Consider the following 19,276-nt stretch of genomic DNA (forward strand, 5'->3'; position numbering starts at 1 on the left):
AGTGGGGTGCGCGAAGGCGCTTGCTCATGATCTCCCGCCCTGCCGGCTTTGCCGCGCACTCCTCACTCCCCACTCCTCTAGACTGACGCGCTGATCGCCAGCACGTCGTCCAGCAAGGCCGCCGCGGTGACATCGGCACCGGCCCCCGGTCCCTGGATGACGAGCGGCTGTTCGGGATAGCGATCGCTGTAGATCGCGACGCGGTTGTCGGTGCCGCCGCCGCCACACAGCGGATGATCCAGCGGCAGCGCTTGCAGACCCACGCTGGCGCGCGCATGGTCGAAACGGCCGAGGAAGCGCAGCCGCGCGCCATGGCGGTAGGCCTCCTTGAAGCGCGCTGCCAGCGGCGCATCCAGCTGGCTGAGCGCGGCATCGAGCGCGGGCAGCCGCAGGGCGGCGAGTCCCGTGGGTACCAGCGAATCCACGCGGACGTCGTCGGACTGCAGCGGAAGTCCTGCCGCCCGCGCGAGGATCAGCAGCTTGCGGCGGACGTCTTCGCCGGACAGGTCGAGTCGCGGATCGGGTTCGGTGTAGCCGGCCTGGCGCGCCTGGCGCACGAAACCGGAAAAGGGGCGCATGCCGTCGTACTGGTTGAACAGCCATGCCAGCGAGCCCGACAGCACGCCTTCGACGCGATGGATGCGGTCGCCTCCGTCCACCAGCGCGCGCAGGCTGCGCAGCAGTGGCAACCCCGCACCGACAGTGGCGGCGTCGCCGTACCGCGCACCGGAACCCGCCCGTGCGCGAGCGATCGCGTCGGCGCGCAGCCATGCGCCCCCGAGGCCGAGCTTGTTGGCGGTCACCACGTGCACGCCGCGCGACAGCCATTCGACGTGCCAGTCGGCCACCGAATCGCTGGCCGTAGCATCGACCACGATGTCGCCTGGTCGCAGTGCTTCGCCCTCGGCCCACGGCGGAATGGCGTCCTCGCGGGATGCCGCTTGGTTCGCCTCCTGCAGGGCGCGCGGTGCCGAAGTCCCGCACGCATGCAGGGCGCGGGAATTGGCCAGCCAGGCCAAGGCCGGCACCGGCAGTGCGCGCTCCTGCAGGCGCTGGTAACGCGCGACGAAGGCGCTGCCGACGACGCCGGTGCCGAGCAGCGCCAGCTTCGGCGCGGTACGCGGTGCCGTCGCAAGCCGGACGACCGTGCTCATGCGTCGGCGAGCTTGCGCTTGGATTCGGCGGCGACGGCTTCGGCGCGCGCGAGTGCGGCAGTGATGTCCGCCAGCAGGTCGTCGGTCGCTTCGATGCCGACCGACAGGCGCAGCAGGCCGTCGGAGATGCCGGCCTTGGCGCGCGCTTCCGGCGTCATCGCGGCGTGCGTCATCGTGGCCGGATGCGCCACCAGGCTTTCCACGCCGCCCAGTGATTCGGCCAGGGTGAAGTAGCGCAGGCCCTCGACGAAGGCACGCACGGCTTCTTCGCCACCTTCTAGCTCCAGGCTCAGCATCGCGCCGAAGCCCCTCTGCTGTCGCGCCGCTACCGCATGGCCGGGATGCGTGGCCAGACCCGGGAAGTAGACCTTCGACACCGCAGGGTGCGTCTCCAGCAACGCGGCGATGGCGTCGGCGTTCTCCTGGTGCGCGCGCAGGCGTGCGTCCAGCGTGCGCAGGCCGCGCAGCGTCAGGAAGCTGTCGAACGGCGAGCCGGTCAGGCCCAGCGCATTCGCCCACCACACCAGCTGCTGATGGGTCTCCGCATCGCGCGCGATCACCGCGCCACCGACCACGTCGCTGTGGCCGTTGATGTACTTGGTGGTGGAGTGCAGCACGAGGTCGGCACCGAACGCGATCGGCGTCTGCAGCGCCGGCGACAGGAAGGTGTTGTCCACCACCGTGCGCGCTCCCGCCTTGTGCGCGGCCTCGATGACGAAGCGCAGGTCGGTGATCCGCAGCAGCGGGTTGGACGGGGTTTCGATCAGCACCAGCTTCGGCGACTGCGCCAGCGCATCGGCCAGCGAACGCGGATCGGTCAGGTCGGCGGTGATGAGTTCGAAATGCCCCTTCTTCGCCAGCGCGTTGAACAGGCGCCAGCTGCCGCCGTACGCGTCGTGCGGCACGACCAGGCGGTCGCCCGGTTCCAGCAGCGCATTCAACACCAGCGTGATGGCGCCCATGCCGGTCGCGGTGACGACGGCGCCGGCGCCGCCTTCCAGGTCGGCCAGCGCTTCGGCCAGCAGGTCGCGCGTGGGATTGCCGCTGCGGGTGTAGTCGTATTCGCGCTTCTGCGCGAAGCCGGCGAAGCTGAAGTTGGACGACAACACGATCGGCGGCGTCACCGCGCCATAGGCGGTGTCGCGGTCGATGCCGGCGCGCACGGCGGCGGTGGCGGGACGACAGGGCGCGTCGCCATCGGTAGGGACGTAGCTGCTCATGCGGAATCTCCGGCGGCGCGCAGGGCCGAGGTCAGGATGGAATCGATTCGGTCGGTTTCTTTCAGGAAGGCGTCGTGGCCGTAGGGCGAGCGCAGCACGCGCAACTGGCCCAGCGTGCCGAGGCCTTCCACCAGCGCCACGGAATCGGACAGCGGCACCAGGCGGTCGCCTTCCACCGCGACCACCAGGGTGGCCACGCGCACATCGGCGGGGTCGACGCGGTGCAGGTCGATGGATTCAGACAGGCGCACATAAGCGGTCACCGGCGTGCGCGCGACGTACTGCGCGCCGGCGGCGTCCAGATAGTCCTCGGCAGCCACGCGCACGCGGCCATTGACGATCTCGGGCGCCGCGTCGAAACGCTCGCCGAATTCCTCCGGTGTGCGGTAGCTCAGCATCGCGAACTGGCGTGCCAGCGACAGGCCCTGCGCATCGGCGCACTGCAGCTGGCCCAGCGTCACCGCGCGACGCTGCAGCGCGCGCCAGGCAGCGGCATAGGGATGGGCGCGGTGCGCGCCGCTGACGGCGATGAGCTTCTCCAGCCGTTCCGGATGGCGCACGGCGAACTGCAGGCCCACCAGCGCACCGTAGGAATAGCCGACGAAGGCCTGCAGGCGCGCGATGCCCAGCGCCGACAGCAGCTTGGCGATGGCGTCGGCCTGGTCAGCGGTATCGATGGGCGCGTCGAGGCGCCCGTCGGCGCCGACGAAGTCGAACGCGAGCAGCTGGCGTTGCGAAGGATCCAGCGCGCGGTCGGCGCCGACCAGTTCGTTCAACCACCCGCTTTCGGCGAACACGTCGCTGGCGGCGAGGTGGCGATGCGCAGAGATGCCGCCGGCGACGAACACGACCGGGGCGCCCGTCGCGCCCTGGAGTTCGTAGCGCAAGGTCACCGCCCGCGTGCCGGCATGGCGCATGGCCAGCTCGACCACCACTTCACCCCGCAGCGCGCGCGGACCTGCGTCCTGCGGGGAAGACAGCGGAAACGCCTCGATCGGCGAGGGTTCGGGCAAGCGGTTCAGCGCGGGACTGGCGTAACTCATGGCGGCTTCCGGTGGGCATCCCTCGCGGGACGGGACTGCACCACCGAGCTTCGCGGAGCTCGCGTTCGCCGTGCGAGGGCACGGTACGAACCATCTTCCGGCAGACGCTGAGGTCCCCGCAGGATTTGGCACCACCACGGCGCTTGCGCGTCGCTGGCTGCCCCGGCTTCTTCGGGCCTGTCCCTCTGCCGGTCTCGATGGTGGAGCTACTTTGCCCCCGGCTCCGACCAATGTCAATCGCTTTATTCGGATGAAGCGATGGATTCTCGACCGCGATCCCGCTGCCGGCGGGTGCGGCAATGCCGCATAATCCCTGACATGACCTTGAAACCCCTTCTGGGCGGCCTGTTCGCGGCCTTGCTGGCCGGCTGTTCCACCGCCCCCCTGCACACCTCGACCCCGCCTGCGCCGCCGCCGAAGACCGCCGCCGACGCCATCCTTCCGGAAGCGTGGGTGTCCGCGCCGGTCGCCGGCGACGAACTGGATTCGCTGGTGGCGTGGCCGACCGAAGACGGCCCGGTGTGGCTGATCGCCACCGCCAAGGCGACCCACCACCTGGCCATCTACGATGCCGACACCGGTCAGCGACTGCGTACGGTCGGCACCCCGGGCGACGCGGTGGGCCAGTTCAACCGGCCGAACGGCATCGCCGTGTTCGGCGACCTGTTGTTCGTCGCCGAACGCGACAACCACCGCGTGCAGGCCTTCCGCCTGCCGGACTTCGCGCCACTGGGCGCGTTCGGGGCCGATGTGCTGAGCTCGCCCTACGGCTTGTGGGTGCACGAGACCGCGCCGGGCGAGCTGGAGCTGTTCGTCACCGACAGCTTCATGGCCGATTTCCGCACGATGACCCTGCCACCGATGGCCGACCTGGATGGTCGCGTGAAGCGGTTCCAGGTGCGCGTCGAGGAGGGCGGGAAGCTGGAAACCCGACTGCTCGGGCAATTCGGCGATACCGGCGCGGCCGGCGCGCTGCGCATGGTCGAATCCATCGCCGGAGATCCGGCGCACGACCGCTTGCTGATCGCCGAGGAAGACCGCCGCGTCGGATCCACCCTGCGGGACTATCGGCTGGCGACCGGCGCCTACCGCGGCCACAGCCTGCCAACATTCGACGCCGATGCCGAAGGCATCGCGCTATGGTCGTGCACCACCGAGGCCGGTTACTGGATCGCCGTGGACCAGCTGACCCCGACGCGCTTCCGCGTCTTCGACCGCGCCACGCTGGCGCCGTCCGGTGTGTTCTCAGGCAAGGTGACGTCCAACACCGACGGCGAGACCGTCTACGCCATGCCGACCAAGCGGTTCCCGGCCGGCGCGCTGTTCGCGCTCCACAACGACGTCTCGCTGGCCGCCTTCGACCTGCGCGACATCGCCCGCGCGCTCGACCTGCAGGGCGATTGCCCGCGGTGAGCATGCGCGGGCTGGCCCTGGCCTGCGGCATCATCATGCTGGTCGGCAGCGTGGGCGACCTCGCGGCTGCCCGCCTGTATCGATGGAAGGACAAGCAGGGCTATACGCAGTACGGCGACCAGCCGCCTCCGCCGGAGCAGTTGGCCGGCAGCGGCCTGGACGTCATGCGGTTCCGCAATCCGCCCAGCGCGCTGGTGCGGCTGCGGCTTGAGAAGCAGGGCACGCGCTACCAGGCGTGGGCCGACAACCTCATGCACGGGCCGGTGCAGGTGCAGCTGGGGTTCCGTCGGCAGCGCGACGTGCGCAGCGCGCCCGCCCTGCCCGCCCGTGCGGTGGTGCCGGCGCGCAGCAGCGTGCTGGTGGCCGACATCAGCGTGACCGATCCGCTGCGCGGCGGCGATTTCGAACTGACCCTCGACGGCATGCCGGGTGACCCCGCCAGCCAACCGCAGGATTACGAGTACCGCCTGCCGTTCGACTACGGCCGCGTGCGCGTGGACCAGGGCCCCGGCGGTCGCTTCAGCCACAGCGATGCGCAGAACCTGAACGCGGTGGATTTCGCGGTGCCGGAGGGCACCCGGATCGTCGCCGCGCGCGAGGGCCTGGTGATGCAGGTCGAGTCGGACTTCGACAAGGCCGGCCTGAACCGCGAGAAGTACGGTGGCCGCGCCAACTTCATCCGCATCCTGCATCCCGACGGCACCATGGCGCTGTACGCGCACCTGAAGGCGGAGGGCGCGCAGGTGCGCGTAGGCCAGTACGTGCGCAAGGGGCAGTACATCGGGCTGTCCGGCAACACCGGCTTCTCCACCGCCCCCCACCTGCACTTCGTGGTTCAGGCCAACCGCGGCATGCGGCTGGAGTCGGTGCCGTTCCGTATGTTCGGCCCGCTTGGCCAGCTGCAGTTCCCCTCGGGCCGCTGAGACGGCTGACCCGCCGCGGCCGGTATAATCGCCGCCTTCCCGCTCCTTCAGCGCCCGTCCGGGCGCCCGCCCCATGTCCAATCCGACCAGCGCCGTGGCCGATGAAGCCGCGCGCCGCCGCACTTTCGCCATCATTTCCCACCCCGACGCGGGCAAGACCACGCTGACGGAGAAGCTGCTGCTGTTCGGCGGCGCGATCCAGATGGCCGGCTCGGTGAAGGGCCGCAAGGCGGCGCGCCATGCGACCTCCGACTGGATGGCGCTGGAAAAGGAGCGCGGCATCTCGGTCACCTCGTCGGTCATGCAGTTCCCGTACGAAGGCAAGATCGTCAACCTGCTCGATACCCCGGGCCACGCCGACTTCGGCGAGGACACCTACCGGGTGCTGACCGCGGTCGACAGCGCGCTGATGGTCATCGACGTGGCCAAGGGCGTGGAAGAGCGGACCATCAAGCTGATGGAAGTCTGCCGCCTGCGCGACACGCCCATCATGACCTTCATCAACAAGCTGGACCGCGAGGGCAAGGACCCGATCGAGCTGCTGGACGAGGTCGAAAGCGTGCTGGGCATCCAGTGCGCCCCCGTCACCTGGCCGATCGGCATGGGCCAGCGCCTGAAGGGCGTGGTGCACCTGCTGACGGGCGAAGTGCACCTGTACGAACCGGGCCGCAACTTCACCCGCCAGGACTCGACGATTTTCCCGTCGCTCGACGCGCCCGGCCTTGCCGACAAGATCGGCGCCGAAATGCTGGCGCAACTGCGCGACGAACTGGAACTGGTGCAGGGCGCCAGCCATCCCTTCGACAAGCAGGCCTACCTCGACGGCAAGCAGACGCCGGTATTCTTCGGCTCCGGCGTCAACAACTTCGGCGTGCAGCCGCTGCTCGATTTCTTCGTCGAGCACGCGCCATCGCCCCAGCCGCGCGAAACCACCGGCCGCGAAGTGCAGCCTGCGGAGAACAAGCTGACCGGCTTCGTCTTCAAGATCCAGGCCAACATGGACCCGCAGCACCGCGACCGCGTGGCGTTCATGCGCGTGTGCTCGGGCCGCTTCGAGGCCGGCATGAAGACCTTCCACGTGCGCAGCGGCAAGGAGATGAAGCTGGCCAACGCGCTGACCTTCATGGCCAGCGACCGCGAGATCGCCGCCGAGGCCTATCCCGGCGACGTGATCGGCATCCACAACCACGGCACGATCTCCATCGGCGACACCTTCACCGAGGGCGAGGCGCTGTCGTTCACCGGCATCCCGAACTTCGCGCCGGAGCTGTTCCGCCGCGCCCGCCTGCGCGACCCGCTCAAGCTCAAGCAGTTGCAGAAGGGTTTGGCGCAGCTGTCCGAGGAAGGCGCCACCCAGTTCTTCCGGCCGCTGATGAGCAACGACCTGATCCTCGGCGCGGTCGGCGTGCTGCAGTTCGACGTGGTGGCCTACCGCCTGAAGGACGAGTACGGCGTGGACGCGTCGTTCGAGAACGTCAGCGTGGCCACGGCGCGCTGGATCCGCTGCGACAACGCGAAGAAGCTCGAGGAATTCCGCGACAAGAACGCCATGAACCTGGCGGTGGACGCGGCCGGCGAGCTGGTCTACCTGGCCCCGACGCGGGTGAACCTGCAGCTCGCCCAGGAACGCGCGCCCGACGTGCAGTTCCTCGCCACGCGTGAGCACGCGCACAGCGTCGATCCGGGATGAGCCCATCTCGCCACGGCACGACGGTGAGGCCGTGTCTTGCAGGTTACGTTCGGCGGACACGGGCCGCCCCGGGATGCCGACCGGCGCGTTGATCCATTAGGCTTTCCCTGGCCGCCATCCGGCGGCGTCATGGGGAGATGTCGATGTATTTTCTCGGGATAGTCCTGCTGTTGGCAGGGGCGATCTGGATGACGGTGAACGCTGCGAAGAAAGACGGCGCGCTGGCTGCCGTCTTCTGCTTCATCTGCGGTATCTACACGATCTACTACGGCATCAAGAACTTCGCCGAGAACAAGATTCCGCTGATCCTGTTCCTGGCCGGATTCGCGCTGTGCCTGGTCTTCCGCCCCGACATGGCGGCACTGAGCGGCGCGGCAGTGATCTGATCCGCCTCGAGGCGGGCTGCCGGACCCTTCGGCAGCCCGCCGCAGGCTGACTGGACGGCCGCGGAGGCATGCACCTCATGCTGCATTGCGGTAACGTTGCGACATGAACGAGCCGACCTCTTTCGAAACCCTCCGTGCACGGAAACGCGCCGACCATCTGGTCGATCTGCGCGACGAGATCGCAAGCGCGCTGACGCACGGCCTCGGCGCCGTGGCGGCACTGGCGGGAGGCGCGGTGCTGATCACGCTCGCCGCCATCTACGGGGACGGCTGGCAGCTAGGCGCGTCGATCGTCTTCGGCATCACGCTGCTCCTGCTCTATACCGCGTCCACGCTCTATCACGCCATCCAGCATCCGGTCGCCAAGGGCCGCCTGAAGGTTTTCGATCACTGCGCGATCTACCTGCTGATCGCGGGCACCTACACGCCCTTCACGCTGATCGGCCTGCGCGGGCCGTGGGGCTGGGGACTGTTCACCGCGATCTGGACGATCGCCATCGCCGGCGTGATCTTCAAGCTGTTCTATACCGGCCGCTTCAAGCTGCTGTCGACGATCCTCTACATCGCGATGGGCTGGCTGGTGGTGGTGGCGATCAAGCCGTTGCTGACCTCGGTGGATCCGTGGACGCTCGGCTGGCTGCTGGCCGGCGGCCTGTTCTATACGCTGGGCACCTTCTTCTACCATCGCGAATCGATCCGCTATTCGCATGCGATCTGGCACCTGTTCGTGATCGCCGGCAGTGTGTGTCACTTCGTCGCCGTCACCCAGCAGGTGCTGATGCCGCGGCTGGCGTGAAACGCGCGTCGACGTTCGTGTCCCGCACATGAACCGCCTGGCCTGCGTTTCGCAACCCGTGAACACGCGGTTGCCAACCATGGGCCCATGACCGCGGCTTCCACTCCTCGTCGTCGTTTCGCCTTGCGCCCCCTGTCGCGTACCGGCGCGATCGTGATCGGCGTGCTGGCGGCGATCATCGTGGTCATCGCCGTGCTGTTCGAATGGAACTGGCTGCGTCGCCCCATCGAACGCATCGTCGAATGGCAGACCGGCCGCAGCTTCCACATCGCCGGCAATCTCGACGTGGATCTCGGGCGTGTGACCACGGCGCGCGCGGAGGGGCTGACGTTCGGCAATGCCTCGTGGTCCCGTGTGCCGACCATGGCGGCAGCGGATCGCGCCGAAGTGAGCGTGGAAGTCTTCCCGTTTCTCTTCAGGCGCGAGACACGCATCCCGCGCGTGCGCCTGACCCATCCCCGGCTGCGCCTGGAGACAGGGCCCGAAGGCGTGGGCAACTGGGTCTTCGGTGACCGCTCTGGCGAGAGCCGGACGCGCTTTCGCGAGCTGTGGATCGATGACGGTCGCTTGCTGTTTCTCGACCCCTCACGCAAGACCGACTTGGACATCCAGCTTTCCAGCATCCGCCAGGCGACACCGGATGCACCGGCGGCAGTCGACCTGAAGGGCAAGGGCCGCTGGGCAGGCAATGCGCTCACGCTGCAGGGCCAGGTGGCCTCACCGCTCGCGCTGCGCGACACCGACAAGCACTACCGTATCGACCTGCGCGCCAGGGCCGGGGCGACACGCGCGCATGCACGCGGCACGCTGCTCGATCCGTTCCGCTTGCGCGACTTCGACCTGCGCTTGATGCTTGCGGGGCAGGACATGGAGGATCTGTTCCCCCTGATCGGCATCGCGACCCCTCCCACGCCCCCCTATCGCCTGGACGGGCGATTCACGCGCGACGGCAACACATGGCGCTACGACGATTTCACCGGCGTGGTCGGCGACAGCGACCTTGCCGGTACGGCCAGCGTCACCGTGGGGCGCGAACGCCCGCTGTTCAAGGCGAACCTGGTGTCCAAGCGCCTGGATTTCGACGACCTGGCCGGGTTCGTCGGCGCGCCTCCGCAGACCGACGCCCGCGAAGCCAGCAACGCAGAGCAGCGTGCGGAAGCGGCGGCGTTGGCGGCGGATGCACGCGTGCTGCCGGACACGCCCTACAACCTCGCCAAGCTGCGCGCGATGGATGCCGACGTCCGCTGGAAGGCGCATCGCATCAACGCGCCGGGCCTTCCCATCGACGACATGGACGCGCACCTGCTGCTGGATGCCGGCCTGTTGCGGCTGGAGCCGTTGAACTTCGGCGTCGCGCAGGGCGATATCCGGTCGCAGATCCGCATGGATGCCCGCAGCGACACCATCCGGACAGAGGCGACGATCGCCGCGCGCCGGCTGGACCTGGGTGAGCTGTTTCCGCAGGCCGAACTGACGAAGACCGCCATCGGCCGTATCGGCGGCGACATCAAGATCACCGGGACCGGCAACTCGGTCGCCGGCATCCTGGGCACGGCCGATGGCGACATCGCGCTCGGCATGGGCCGTGGGCAGATCAGCAACCTGCTGATGGAACTCGCCGGCCTGGACATCGCGGAGTCATTGAAGTTCCTGGTCACCCGGGACAAGACTGTGCCGGTACGCTGTGCCTTCGGCGACTTCGCGGTCAAGGACGGCGTGATGGACGCCCGGTCGCTCGCCTTCGATACCAGCGACACGATCATCGTCGGCACCGGCCGCATCAGCCTGAAGGACGAAACACTGGATCTGGAAATGAGGCCGCGCCCGAAGGATCGCAGCATCCTCGCGTTGCGCTCGCCGCTGGTCGTCGGCGGCACGTTCAAGGACCCTTCGTTCCGTCCCGACTTCAAGCGCCTGGGCCTGCGCGGCGCGGTCGCGGTGGCGCTGGGCAGCATCGCCCCGCCTGCGGCGCTGCTGGCGACGATCGAGGTGGGGCCGGGCGAAGACAGCGCGTGCGGCGGCCAGTACGCGAAGTGATGCGGCTCAGCTGGCGATGTAGCGCTGCAGCTGGTCCAGTTCCACCTGCTGGTCTTCGATCACCGCCTTCACCAGATCGCCGATCGAGATGACGCCGACGATGGCGTCCCCGTCGGCCACCGGCAGGTGGCGGATCCGGTGCTCGGTGACGACCTTCATGCAATGGTCGACGCTGTCGTCGGGCCGAACGGTGACGACTTTCGCCGTCATGATGTCGCGCACCGGCGTGTTGGAAGACGAGCGCCCCTGCAACACCACCTTGCGGGCGTAATCGCGCTCCGACACGATGCCGCACAACCGTGGCCCCTGCATGGCGAGCACGGCGCCGACGCCTTTTTCGGCCATCAGCCTGATGGCGTCGAGGACGGAGGCGTCGGGGGATACGGCGAAGACTTCAGGGGCCTTGGCCCCCAGCAACTGACGAACCGTGCGCATGGCGATCTCCGGGATAGGGAGCGGGTCGATCTGGCCCGGCCAAGGATACTCCTGCCGACGCGGGTTGCCACGCATCCACCAGGTACAGGGGTCGCTGCTTGGATTCCTCGTACAGGCGCCCCAGGTACTCGCCGATCAGTCCCAGTGCCACCAGCTGCGTGCCGCCGAGGAACAGGATCACCGTCATCATCGTCGGCCAGCCGGCCACCGGATCGCCGAACAGCAGCGCCTTCCCGACGATGTAGATCGCAAAGGCGAAGGCGAGCAGCGCGGTCAGCACGCCGATGTAGGTCGCCACGCGCAACGGCGCGGTGCTGAAGCTGGTGATACCCTCCAGCGCGAAGTTCCACAGCTTCCAGAAGCCGAAACTGCTGCTCCCCGCCACGCGCGCATCGCGATGGTACGGCACCGATTTCTGGTTGAAGCCCACCCAGCCGAACAACCCCTTCATGAAACGGTGGCGCTCGCGCAGTTCGCGCAGCGCCGCCAGGGCACGCGGCGACAGCAGGCGGAAGTCGCCGGTGTCGGCAGGGATGGGCGTCTTCGACAGGCGACCGATCACGCGATAGAACGCATGCGCGGTGGCGCGCTTCAGCCAGCTTTCGCCCTCCCGCTCGACGCGCGTGCCATGCACGTTGTCGTAGCCGGCCTGCCAGGCGCGCACGAAGTCCAGGATCAACTCCGGCGGGTCCTGCCCGTCCGCATCGAGGATCACGGCCGCACCGGTGTCCACACGGTCCAGGCCGGCGGTCAGCGCCGCTTCCTTGCCGAAGTTCCGCGACAGCCGCAACAGCGACACCCGCGGATCGTCCGCCGCCAGCGCGCGCATCACCGCCCATGTGTCGTCGCGGCTGCCGTCATCGACGTAGAGCACGCGACCCTGCACGCCCTCCAGCGCGTCCAGCGACGCCAGGATGCGCGGGTGCAGCAGCGGCAGCGCTTGCGCTTCGTTGTACGCGGCCACCACGACGGTGACCTGAGGCGCCGCGCCGATCATGGCAGCGCCTCGAGATAGGTGGTGCCGCCGATCTGCCGCACCTGGCGTTCGATGCGTGTCGCGCGCCGCTGCACGTACGGCCCGGGACGAGGGGCGCTGTAGCGGCGGGGGGACGGCAGCACGGCGGCCAGACGCGCACTTTCGTTGGACGTCAGGCGCGCGGCGTCCTTGCCCCAGTAACGTCGTGCCGCCGCCTGCCCGCCATAGACGCCGTCGCCGAACTCGGCGACGTTGGCGTAGACCTCCAGGATGCGGCGCTTCGACCACAGGGTTTCGATCAGCAGCGTGTACCAGGCCTCCAGCCCCTTGCGCGTCCATCGGCTCACGCGGTTGCTGCCCTGCCAGAGGAAGAGGTTCTTCGCGACCTGCTGGCTGATCGTGCTGGCGCCGCGCAGGCGCGTCACCGGCCTGCCGCGCTTCTCCGCGCGCTCGACCATCTTGCGGTTGTGCACGCGCGCCTTCTCGATCGCCGCCAGGTCGAAGCCGCGGTGCGTGGCGAAGTTCTGGTCCTCCGCCGCGACCATCGACAACGGCAGGCTGGGCGCCATCTCGTCCAGATCGCGCCAGTCGTAGGCCAGCCGGAAACCGACGTCTCCCTTGCCCCAGGCCTCGACCAGGCGCGCCGCCATGAAGGCGGTGAACGGCGGGTCGACGAAACGCAGCACGACGACCTGCAGCACGCTGGCCGCGGCGAACAGGAAAGGCAGGGCGAGCAGCCAGCGGAGCCAGCGGCGACGGGCTACGCGGGGAATGGAACCGTCCGATTTTGAGCGCATGGCATCCAAATGCGAGAATGGGGTCTCAACAGTCCGCTGGTCATCCGCCTTATGAACGCACGCACCGAGACGCTGGTAGCCGACTTGATGAGAGAGGGCGACCAGCTGGCCCAAAGCGGCCAGTCCGTCTCCGCAGCGGTCCGTTGGCACAAGGTGCTCGAGCTCGAGCCGGAGTTTCCGCCAGCGCTCAACCACCTGGCCATGCAGGCCATGCAGCGGGGCGATCTGTCCGTCGCGCGCGACCTGTTGCAACGCGCCGTGGCAGCGGCTCCGGACTATACGATGGCGCACGCCAATCTGTCCCGGGTCTACTCCGCCATGGGCGACGCGGATGCCGCCCTGGCCCAGATCAATGCCGCCCTCAAGGCAGAACCGGTCGCATGGGGCGTGCACATCGAAAAGGCACGCCTGCTCGAGGAACGAGGCAAGGACCGCGCGGCCGCGTCCTCCTACGGCGCAGCGATGGCCTACATGCCCGAGGCGCTCCAGCAGGAGCCCGAACTGCAGCCGTTGATCCAGCATGCTCGCCGCAAGGTGGCGGAGAACCAAGCGCAGATGCGCGAGTTCCTGCTCGCCCGGATGGGGGACCAGTTGCGCACCGGTTCGCCGCGCCAGCTCGAGCGTTTCCAGCACAGCCTGGATGTGGTGACCGGACGTCGCGACATGGCGCTGTCCCGGCCGCTGACGCTGCCGTTCCCTCGCTTGCCTTCGATACCGATCTTCCATCGCGAGGATTTCGACTGGGCGCCCGCCGTCGAAGCCGCTTTCCCCGACATGCTCCGTGAGCTCCAGTCATTGCTGGAGGAAAACGCAGAGTTCGTCCCCTACGTGGAAATGTCGGACTACGAGCCCAAGGGACAGTTCGCGCCGCTCGATCGCAATCTGGACTGGGGCGCCTACTATTTCTGGAAAAGCGGCAAACTGGACGAAGACCACGCCAGGCGCTGTCCCAAGACCGTTGCCGCATTGTCCGACCACGCCCCCATGTGCAGGGTGCCGGACCGCGCGCCAGTGACGTTCTTCTCCGCGCTCAAGCCGGGCACGCATATCGCGCCCCATCACGGGGCAACGAACACCCGCCTGACCGTCCACATGCCGCTGATCATCCCCCCCGACTGCGCACTTCGCGTCGGCGGCGAAACGCATGTCTGGAAGCCCGGCGAGTTGGTGATGTTCGACGACACCATCCTGCACGAAGCCTGGAACAACAGCGATCGCCTGCGCGTAGTGCTCATCTTCGACGTATGGCATCCCATGTTGACGCCAGTCGAACGGGAACTGGTCTGCACGACCATCCAGGGAATGCTGGATTACAACGGCCACGACGCCATGGGTGAACTGTGAACGACGGGGTGACCCGCTTCCTGCTGCCCGCCGCCGGCGTCCGCGGCGTGGCGGTGCGTCTCGAAGACACCTGGCAGACCGTCGGTGGCCGCGCCGACTACCCGCCGTCGGCCCGAGAGCTGCTCGGCGAAGCCATTGCGGCGGCGGTGCTGTTCACGGGTCATACCAAGGTCGACGGGCGCCTGTCGATCCAGCTCCGCAGCCAGGGCACCTTGCGGAGCCTGTTCGCCGAATGCACCGCGGCGGGTACGGTGCGCGGCATAGCGCAGTTGTCCACGGCCGGAGACGCGCCGCGCGACCTCCGCGACCTGGGCGAGGACGCCCTGCTGGCGATCACCATCGAAAACCCCGGTCTGGACCCGCGCGAGCCGCAGCGCTACCAGAGCCTGGTCGGCCTGCAGGCCAGCCGCCTGGCCGAAGCCTTCGAAGACTACTTCCGCCAGTCCGAGCAGCTGCCGACGCGCCTGCTGCTGGCCGCCGACGGTGACCGGGCCTGCGGCCTGATGCTGCAGAAGCTGCCGGGCGACGAGGGCGATGACGATGGCTGGAGCCGGGCCGGCGCCCTGTTCGATACGCTGGGCGAGGCCGAGCTGCTGGCCACGCCCGTGCCGGTGGTGCTGCACCGCCTGTTCCATGAGGAAACCCCGCAAATCCTGACGGAGCGCGCAGTTCGCTTCGGCTGCTCTTGTTCGCGGGAACGGGTCGAGAGCATGCTGCAGTCGTTGGGAGAAGAGGAAGCGACCGCGGCGCTGGCCGATGGGGTGGCGGAAGTGCGTTGCGAGTTCTGTGGGCAGGAGTATCGATTCTCCGCCCCGCAGATCGCGGAACTATTCAGCCAGCTGCGGGTCGACATGGAAGCGCCCAGCCGCCTTCAGTAGTTCCGGCGGTCGGCGGACAGCGTCGGGGACTTGTTAAAGAAACATAAACGGCATAGCATCGGTTCCCCTTCGGGAGGGGAACTCCGGGTCGACCCAGGAGTCTGAAGCCAGCCATGAATCTGCGTAGCCTTTCACTGCCGCTCGCCCTGCTGCTCGCCCTTGGCGGGGCGGCGGATGCGCATGCGCAGAAAAGCACGCGCAAGCCGGCCGCGGACCCGCAGGCGACCGCCCTTCCCATCTGGAACAATGACGGCAAGGTCGAGGCCGTGCTGCTGCTCGAGCCGACCGGCCAGGCCGAGGCCGGCGCGCGCTGGCGCCTGGGGCGCAACTCACTGACCACCGCATTCGGCCTGGACAGCGGCGACGCCCTGGGCCTGGTGTGCAACCGCAAGGCGGGGGTCGTCGGCAACATCGGCAACCTGGCGAGCCACTGCATGCTGGCCACGCTCGGCGACGACGATCAGGACACGGCAAGCCAGCGCGTGAGCGCATCCGCCGTCCTGAGCCGTCCCGGCGGCAAGCTGGGACTGTCGGCCGGCACCGGCCGCGACACCCTGCCGGCCTGGCTGTCCTCGGGCCGCGGCGGAAGCCGGGTCGAACAGAACGACCTGGCCGTGTTCGGGCAGAAGAACATAGGACGCGAAGGGTTCGTGTCGATCGGCGGCGCCGTGGCCAAGGCCACGCTGGTGCCCGTCTCCGACCTGCCGGCTCTCGCCGATCGCTGGAACAGCCGCAGCCTGACCGTCGGCGGTGGCTACGGCCCCTTCAGCGCCAATATCGTCGGCCGCGTCATCGACGTGCCCGGCCAGCCTGGCAAGTTCGAAGGCCTGGGCCTCGGCCTGACTTGGCGCACTCCCTGGAGTGGGCAGCTGACGGTCGGGGCCGAAAACGTCATCACCCGCGGCAAGAATCCCTTCTCGTTGACCAACGAGAACGCCGACGAAGGCACCGTGCCGTACGTGCGTTACGAGCAGGACCTCTAGTTTGTCCAGCAGCAGTGACCGTTCGTCCGCCGCGCGCGGACCTCGTCTCGATGTCGAAAACAAGCTCCTCAGGGTGCGGAGCCTGATCACGGCAGGCGATCTGGTGGGGGCGCGCAGCATCAGCGACGCCATCCTGGCCGAGCATCCGACCGATGCCGGTGCCCTCATCCAGCGGTCGCGCCTGGAGTCCATCGACGACAACTACCGGCGCGCACGCGAGTACGCGCTTTCCGCCTATCGCGTCGGCGTGCAGAACAAGCGCCAATGCATGTTCCTGTTGCGCCGCCTGAAGACGTTCAACCTCATTCCGGAGTTGCACGGATTCATTCCGCGCATTCCCGAGGGATTGCGGCACGATGTGGATGTCGCCCAGCTGGTGGCCTTGTTCCTGCAGACCTTGAACCACCCCCAGCAGGCTCTCCAGCATCTGCAACTGGCGGCGGCGCACCATCCCTCCTCTGCGCCCTTGACGTCGGATATCGGTCTGGCGCTGCTCAACCTCGGAAGGTTCGAAGAGGCGGAACAGCATTTCCGCGAATCCCTGGTGCTCCAGCCGGACCACGCCCCCGCCTGGTGGCACCTCTCCCGCTTGCGCTCGGAAAGCGGCACCGACGCGGGCCACGTCGACGCACTGAAACGCGCGGTGGCGCGCGCCGCGGAACCGGGCAATGCGGCGCTGCTGGCCTACGCGCTGCATCGTGAGCTCGACCGCCTCGAGGACTATGCAGCCGCAACGGACGCGCTCGAACTGGCCTGCACCTCCATGCGGAAGGTGGTCGCCTATTCCGGCGAAGAAGACGAGCGGCTGTTCGGACTGCTGAAATCGCTGGACGTCGGCGCCGCCGAGCGCCCGTCGTCGATGGACGCGCCGTTCACGCCCGTCTTCATCGTCGGCATGCATCGCTCCGGTACGACGCTGCTGGAACAACTGCTTTCGGCACACACCGACATCTGCTCGGGGGGCGAACTCTACGACTTCACCAGCCAGCTACGACTGGCCGCCGATCACCACTGCAGCACCGAGCTCGATGCGGCCATCGTCCAGGCTTCGGCGGACTTCGACTATGGCGCCATCGGCAGGGGCTACCTGGAATCGGTGGACTGGCGTCGCGCGGGGCAGCGATTCGTCACCGACAAGTTGCCGTCCAACTTCCTCAACCTCGGTTTCATCCTCACCGCGTTGCCTGGCGCGAAGATCCTGCACATGTCGCGCGATCCGATGGAAACCTGCTTCTCCAACCTGAGGGAGCCGTTCTCGGCCACCACCTGCCGCTATTCGTACGACCAGGCCGAACTCGCCAACCACTATCGCCACTACTTCAGCCTGATGCAGCACTGGCGCCAGCGCTTCCCGGGGCGCATCCATGACGTGACCTACGCTGCGCTCGCCACCGATCCGGCGGCGGAACTGAAGCGCGTGACCACGTTCCTGGGCACGGGCTTCCAGCCGACGATGCTGGATCCGGCGTCCGCCACTGGCAGCGTCAACACCGCGAGCGCGGTGCAGGTACGGCAGAAGCCGGGCCTGCCCCTGCGGCCCAAGTGGCACGCATACCGCGACTACCTTACGCCGCTGGCGTGGCGCCTCTCGGAACTCGGCCAGCGTTACTGACCCGCTGGTCGCACCAGTATCGCGGCGCCGGCAAGACGCTGCAGCATCTCCGCCACGCGTGCCTCCGCCTGCGACTCCGTGTCATCCGCTGCCGCCTGCGGCAGGGCAGGTAGCCGTCCCTCGCGCAGGGCGGCGGCGGCGGCGGCCACCAGACCGTCTCTGTCCAGCGAACCGTCCATCAACGGGATCAGCAACCGGTCGATATCCCCCATTTCGATGCTGTCGTGCCAGAGATTGGCCACGTGCCTGCGCGGCGGCACGAGCGCGACGACCTGGCGCCTGACCGCCGGATCCACGACCGGACGATCACCTACGCCCGTGGCCTCCACGGCTGCCAGACGAACCTGCGCCATGCCGCGCAGGGTCAGGCGCTCGCATAGTTCATCCACGGCCTCGCTCAGGATCTCCGGCGAAACCGCGTCCTTGTCGCCCTGCGTGAGCATCGCGTGGCGGAGCATATCGTCTCGCGTCACCGTGCCCGGCCACGCTCGCGCGAGTGCATCGATCGCCTGCTTGATACCGCTCAGGCTGGCGCCGATGCTCGCCGTATTCGGGAGCGCGACGAACTCCTGGTGCTGTCCGTCCAGGCGGATCGGTCCGTCGGTGGCGGACAGGTTCGCCGCGAAATGCATCCGATGCAGGGTCGCGCGATCCAGCTCCCAGCGGAGGTCTTCGGCGCGTTTCGCGTGCACCAGCAGGGTCTGGCGGAAGACACGGCTCACGGCGAAGTCCAGATACTGTTCGACGCGCACCTGATCGCCACCGAGCGCGCCGTACAGCTGCTGCGAGAGCTCCTGGCTGTAGTTGGACGGCAGCATGGTCGACGGCTGCGCTTCGCCCAGGTAAGCCAGGCCATGGCGACCTGTCCGCTCAACGAATTCATGGAAGTAGCAGGGCCGGTTGTTCGGGGCGAGATACTCGTGCGCCACGTAATCGGTGGGGCCGTTCATGATCGACGGCATGCACTCGTCGACCGCGGCGGCGGTCAGCCCCCCCGGCAGCGCCGTCTGCTTGAGGAAGTTGAGCATGGAGCGGCCGTAGCCCACCTGCTCGTCGACGGTCGGTCGCGCACCGCCATGCATCAGCATCGCATCGCGGACGATCTCCTTGGTCTTCCAGCCCGGATAGGTGTTGTAGCTGACGTAGGCGACGCCGTCCGCCGCAAGACAGCGGGCGATCAGACGCAGGACAGCGTCCTGCACCTCGGCGGGCACCCAGCTGTAGACGCCATGGGCGATGATGTAATCGAACTCGCCGAGCGAATCCGCATCGAGATCGAGCAGGTCCGCTTCGATGAGGGAGGCATTGCCGATGCCCAGGCGATCGATGGACGCCTTCCCCTCGGCGATCTGGACTCCCGAGATATCCACGCCCACCACCCTCGCTTGCGGATAGCGCAACGCGATGGGGATCAGATTGCCGCCCGACCCGCATCCGAGCTCCAGGACGCGCGCCGTCGATACCTGTCCCGACGGCAACCCGAACAGGCTCGCAACGGCGGCCAGCTGTTCCGGGGCGCTGTACTGGTAGGCGTATGAGCTGTACGGCATGTCGTCGTAACGAGCCCGCGTATCTTGGTTGACGGGATT

At 68.1% G+C, this 19,276-nt stretch carries 17 protein-coding genes and 1 riboswitch; of the genes, 10 read left to right on the forward strand and 7 right to left on the reverse strand.

The genetic code is table 11. From position 1 onward, the window contains the following. Positions 1-77 precede the first annotated feature (77 nt). From ACSQ19_RS03580 to metX, 3 genes are read right to left on the reverse strand one after another with little or no spacing between them, the layout of a single operon-like run. Entirely contained in the window at positions 78-1,154 is a 1,077-nt protein-coding gene (locus tag ACSQ19_RS03580) for a homoserine dehydrogenase (protein WP_436000074.1), read from the reverse strand. Then, positions 1,151-2,374: an O-succinylhomoserine (thiol)-lyase gene (locus tag ACSQ19_RS03585; protein ID WP_436000076.1), complete on the reverse strand. Its 1,224-nt coding sequence runs from the start codon at positions 2,372-2,374 to the stop codon at positions 1,151-1,153. Before ACSQ19_RS03585 ends, ACSQ19_RS03580 begins: the two co-directional genes overlap by 4 nt. Continuing rightward, positions 2,371-3,417 carry a homoserine O-succinyltransferase MetX gene (metX, locus tag ACSQ19_RS03590; protein WP_436000078.1) on the reverse strand — a complete coding sequence of 349 codons (1,047 nt, stop codon included), beginning with the start codon at positions 3,415-3,417 and terminating at the stop codon, positions 2,371-2,373. Before metX ends, ACSQ19_RS03585 begins: the two co-directional genes overlap by 4 nt. Before the next feature lie 87 nt (positions 3,418-3,504). Continuing rightward, a riboswitch (SAM riboswitch) is annotated at positions 3,505-3,621 on the reverse strand. Between the two features lie 114 nt (positions 3,622-3,735). Here metX and ACSQ19_RS03595 point away from each other — a divergent pair. The 6 genes from ACSQ19_RS03595 (at position 3,736) to ACSQ19_RS03620 (ending at position 10,662) form a co-directional block, all read left to right on the forward strand. Beyond that, positions 3,736-4,830 (forward strand): phytase, encoded by a 1,095-nt coding sequence (locus tag ACSQ19_RS03595; protein ID WP_436000080.1) that lies wholly within the window; start codon positions 3,736-3,738, stop codon positions 4,828-4,830. Between the two features lie 2 nt (positions 4,831-4,832). Further along, on the forward strand, positions 4,833-5,753 hold the full coding sequence (locus tag ACSQ19_RS03600; RefSeq protein WP_436000082.1) for a peptidoglycan DD-metalloendopeptidase family protein: 921 nt from the start codon (positions 4,833-4,835) through the stop codon (positions 5,751-5,753). Positions 5,754-5,826: 73 nt separating this feature from the next. Further along, on the forward strand, positions 5,827-7,443 hold the full coding sequence (locus ACSQ19_RS03605) for a peptide chain release factor 3 (RefSeq protein ID WP_436000084.1): 1,617 nt from the start codon (positions 5,827-5,829) through the stop codon (positions 7,441-7,443). 188 nt (positions 7,444-7,631) lie between these two features. Continuing rightward, a complete protein-coding gene (locus tag ACSQ19_RS03610) occupies positions 7,632-7,829 on the forward strand; it encodes a hypothetical protein (protein ID WP_296278447.1) in 198 nt (65 codons plus the stop codon). Between the two features lie 103 nt (positions 7,830-7,932). Continuing rightward, positions 7,933-8,625, forward strand: a complete 693-nt coding sequence (gene trhA, locus ACSQ19_RS03615; RefSeq protein ID WP_296278448.1) for a PAQR family membrane homeostasis protein TrhA — start codon at positions 7,933-7,935, stop codon at positions 8,623-8,625. 87 nt (positions 8,626-8,712) lie between these two features. Then, the gene (locus ACSQ19_RS03620; RefSeq protein WP_436000087.1) at positions 8,713-10,662 is read left to right on the forward strand and encodes an AsmA family protein; all 1,950 of its coding nucleotides are present in this window, start codon (positions 8,713-8,715) and stop codon (positions 10,660-10,662) included. A gap of 6 nt (positions 10,663-10,668) precedes the next feature. Here ACSQ19_RS03620 and ACSQ19_RS03625 read toward each other — a convergent pair whose 3' ends face one another. From ACSQ19_RS03625 to mtgA, 3 genes are read right to left on the reverse strand one after another with little or no spacing between them, the layout of a single operon-like run. After that, positions 10,669-11,097: a CBS domain-containing protein gene (locus ACSQ19_RS03625; protein ID WP_296278450.1), complete on the reverse strand. Its 429-nt coding sequence runs from the start codon at positions 11,095-11,097 to the stop codon at positions 10,669-10,671. Next, positions 11,057-12,094, reverse strand: a complete 1,038-nt coding sequence (locus tag ACSQ19_RS03630; RefSeq protein ID WP_296278451.1) for a glycosyltransferase family 2 protein — start codon at positions 12,092-12,094, stop codon at positions 11,057-11,059. The genes ACSQ19_RS03625 and ACSQ19_RS03630 overlap by 41 nt, the downstream gene beginning before the upstream one ends. Then, complete coding sequence (gene mtgA / locus ACSQ19_RS03635) at positions 12,091-12,870, reverse strand: monofunctional biosynthetic peptidoglycan transglycosylase (protein WP_296278452.1); 780 nt, start codon at positions 12,868-12,870, stop codon at positions 12,091-12,093. Before mtgA ends, ACSQ19_RS03630 begins: the two co-directional genes overlap by 4 nt. 51 nt (positions 12,871-12,921) lie before the next feature. Here mtgA and ACSQ19_RS03640 point away from each other — a divergent pair, with 51 nt between their 5' ends. The 4 genes from ACSQ19_RS03640 to ACSQ19_RS03655 all read left to right on the forward strand — a co-directional run bounded on the left by ACSQ19_RS03640 (position 12,922) and on the right by ACSQ19_RS03655 (position 17,687). Further along, on the forward strand, positions 12,922-14,214 hold the full coding sequence (locus ACSQ19_RS03640; RefSeq protein ID WP_436000090.1) for an aspartyl/asparaginyl beta-hydroxylase domain-containing protein: 1,293 nt from the start codon (positions 12,922-12,924) through the stop codon (positions 14,212-14,214). Next, positions 14,211-15,092, forward strand: coding sequence for an Hsp33 family molecular chaperone HslO (locus ACSQ19_RS03645; protein WP_436000092.1), 882 nt, complete (start codon positions 14,211-14,213; stop codon positions 15,090-15,092). Before ACSQ19_RS03640 ends, ACSQ19_RS03645 begins: the two co-directional genes overlap by 4 nt. Positions 15,093-15,241: 149 nt before the next feature. Beyond that, entirely contained in the window at positions 15,242-16,075 is an 834-nt protein-coding gene (locus ACSQ19_RS03650) for a hypothetical protein (RefSeq protein WP_436001083.1), read from the forward strand. A gap of 1 nt (position 16,076) precedes the next feature. Then, entirely contained in the window at positions 16,077-17,687 is a 1,611-nt protein-coding gene (locus ACSQ19_RS03655; protein ID WP_436000094.1) for a sulfotransferase, read from the forward strand. On the opposite strand, the gene ACSQ19_RS03660 is transcribed toward ACSQ19_RS03655, so the two are convergent. Further along, on the reverse strand, positions 17,681-19,237 hold the full coding sequence (locus tag ACSQ19_RS03660) for a methyltransferase regulatory domain-containing protein (RefSeq protein WP_436040763.1): 1,557 nt from the start codon (positions 19,235-19,237) through the stop codon (positions 17,681-17,683). The genes ACSQ19_RS03655 and ACSQ19_RS03660 overlap by 7 nt on opposite strands. Between the last annotated feature and the right edge of the window lie 39 nt (positions 19,238-19,276).

The sequence above is a fragment of the Pseudoxanthomonas sp. LjRoot127 genome (assembly GCF_964253495.1).
Lineage (GTDB): Bacteria > Pseudomonadota > Gammaproteobacteria > Xanthomonadales > Xanthomonadaceae > Pseudoxanthomonas_A.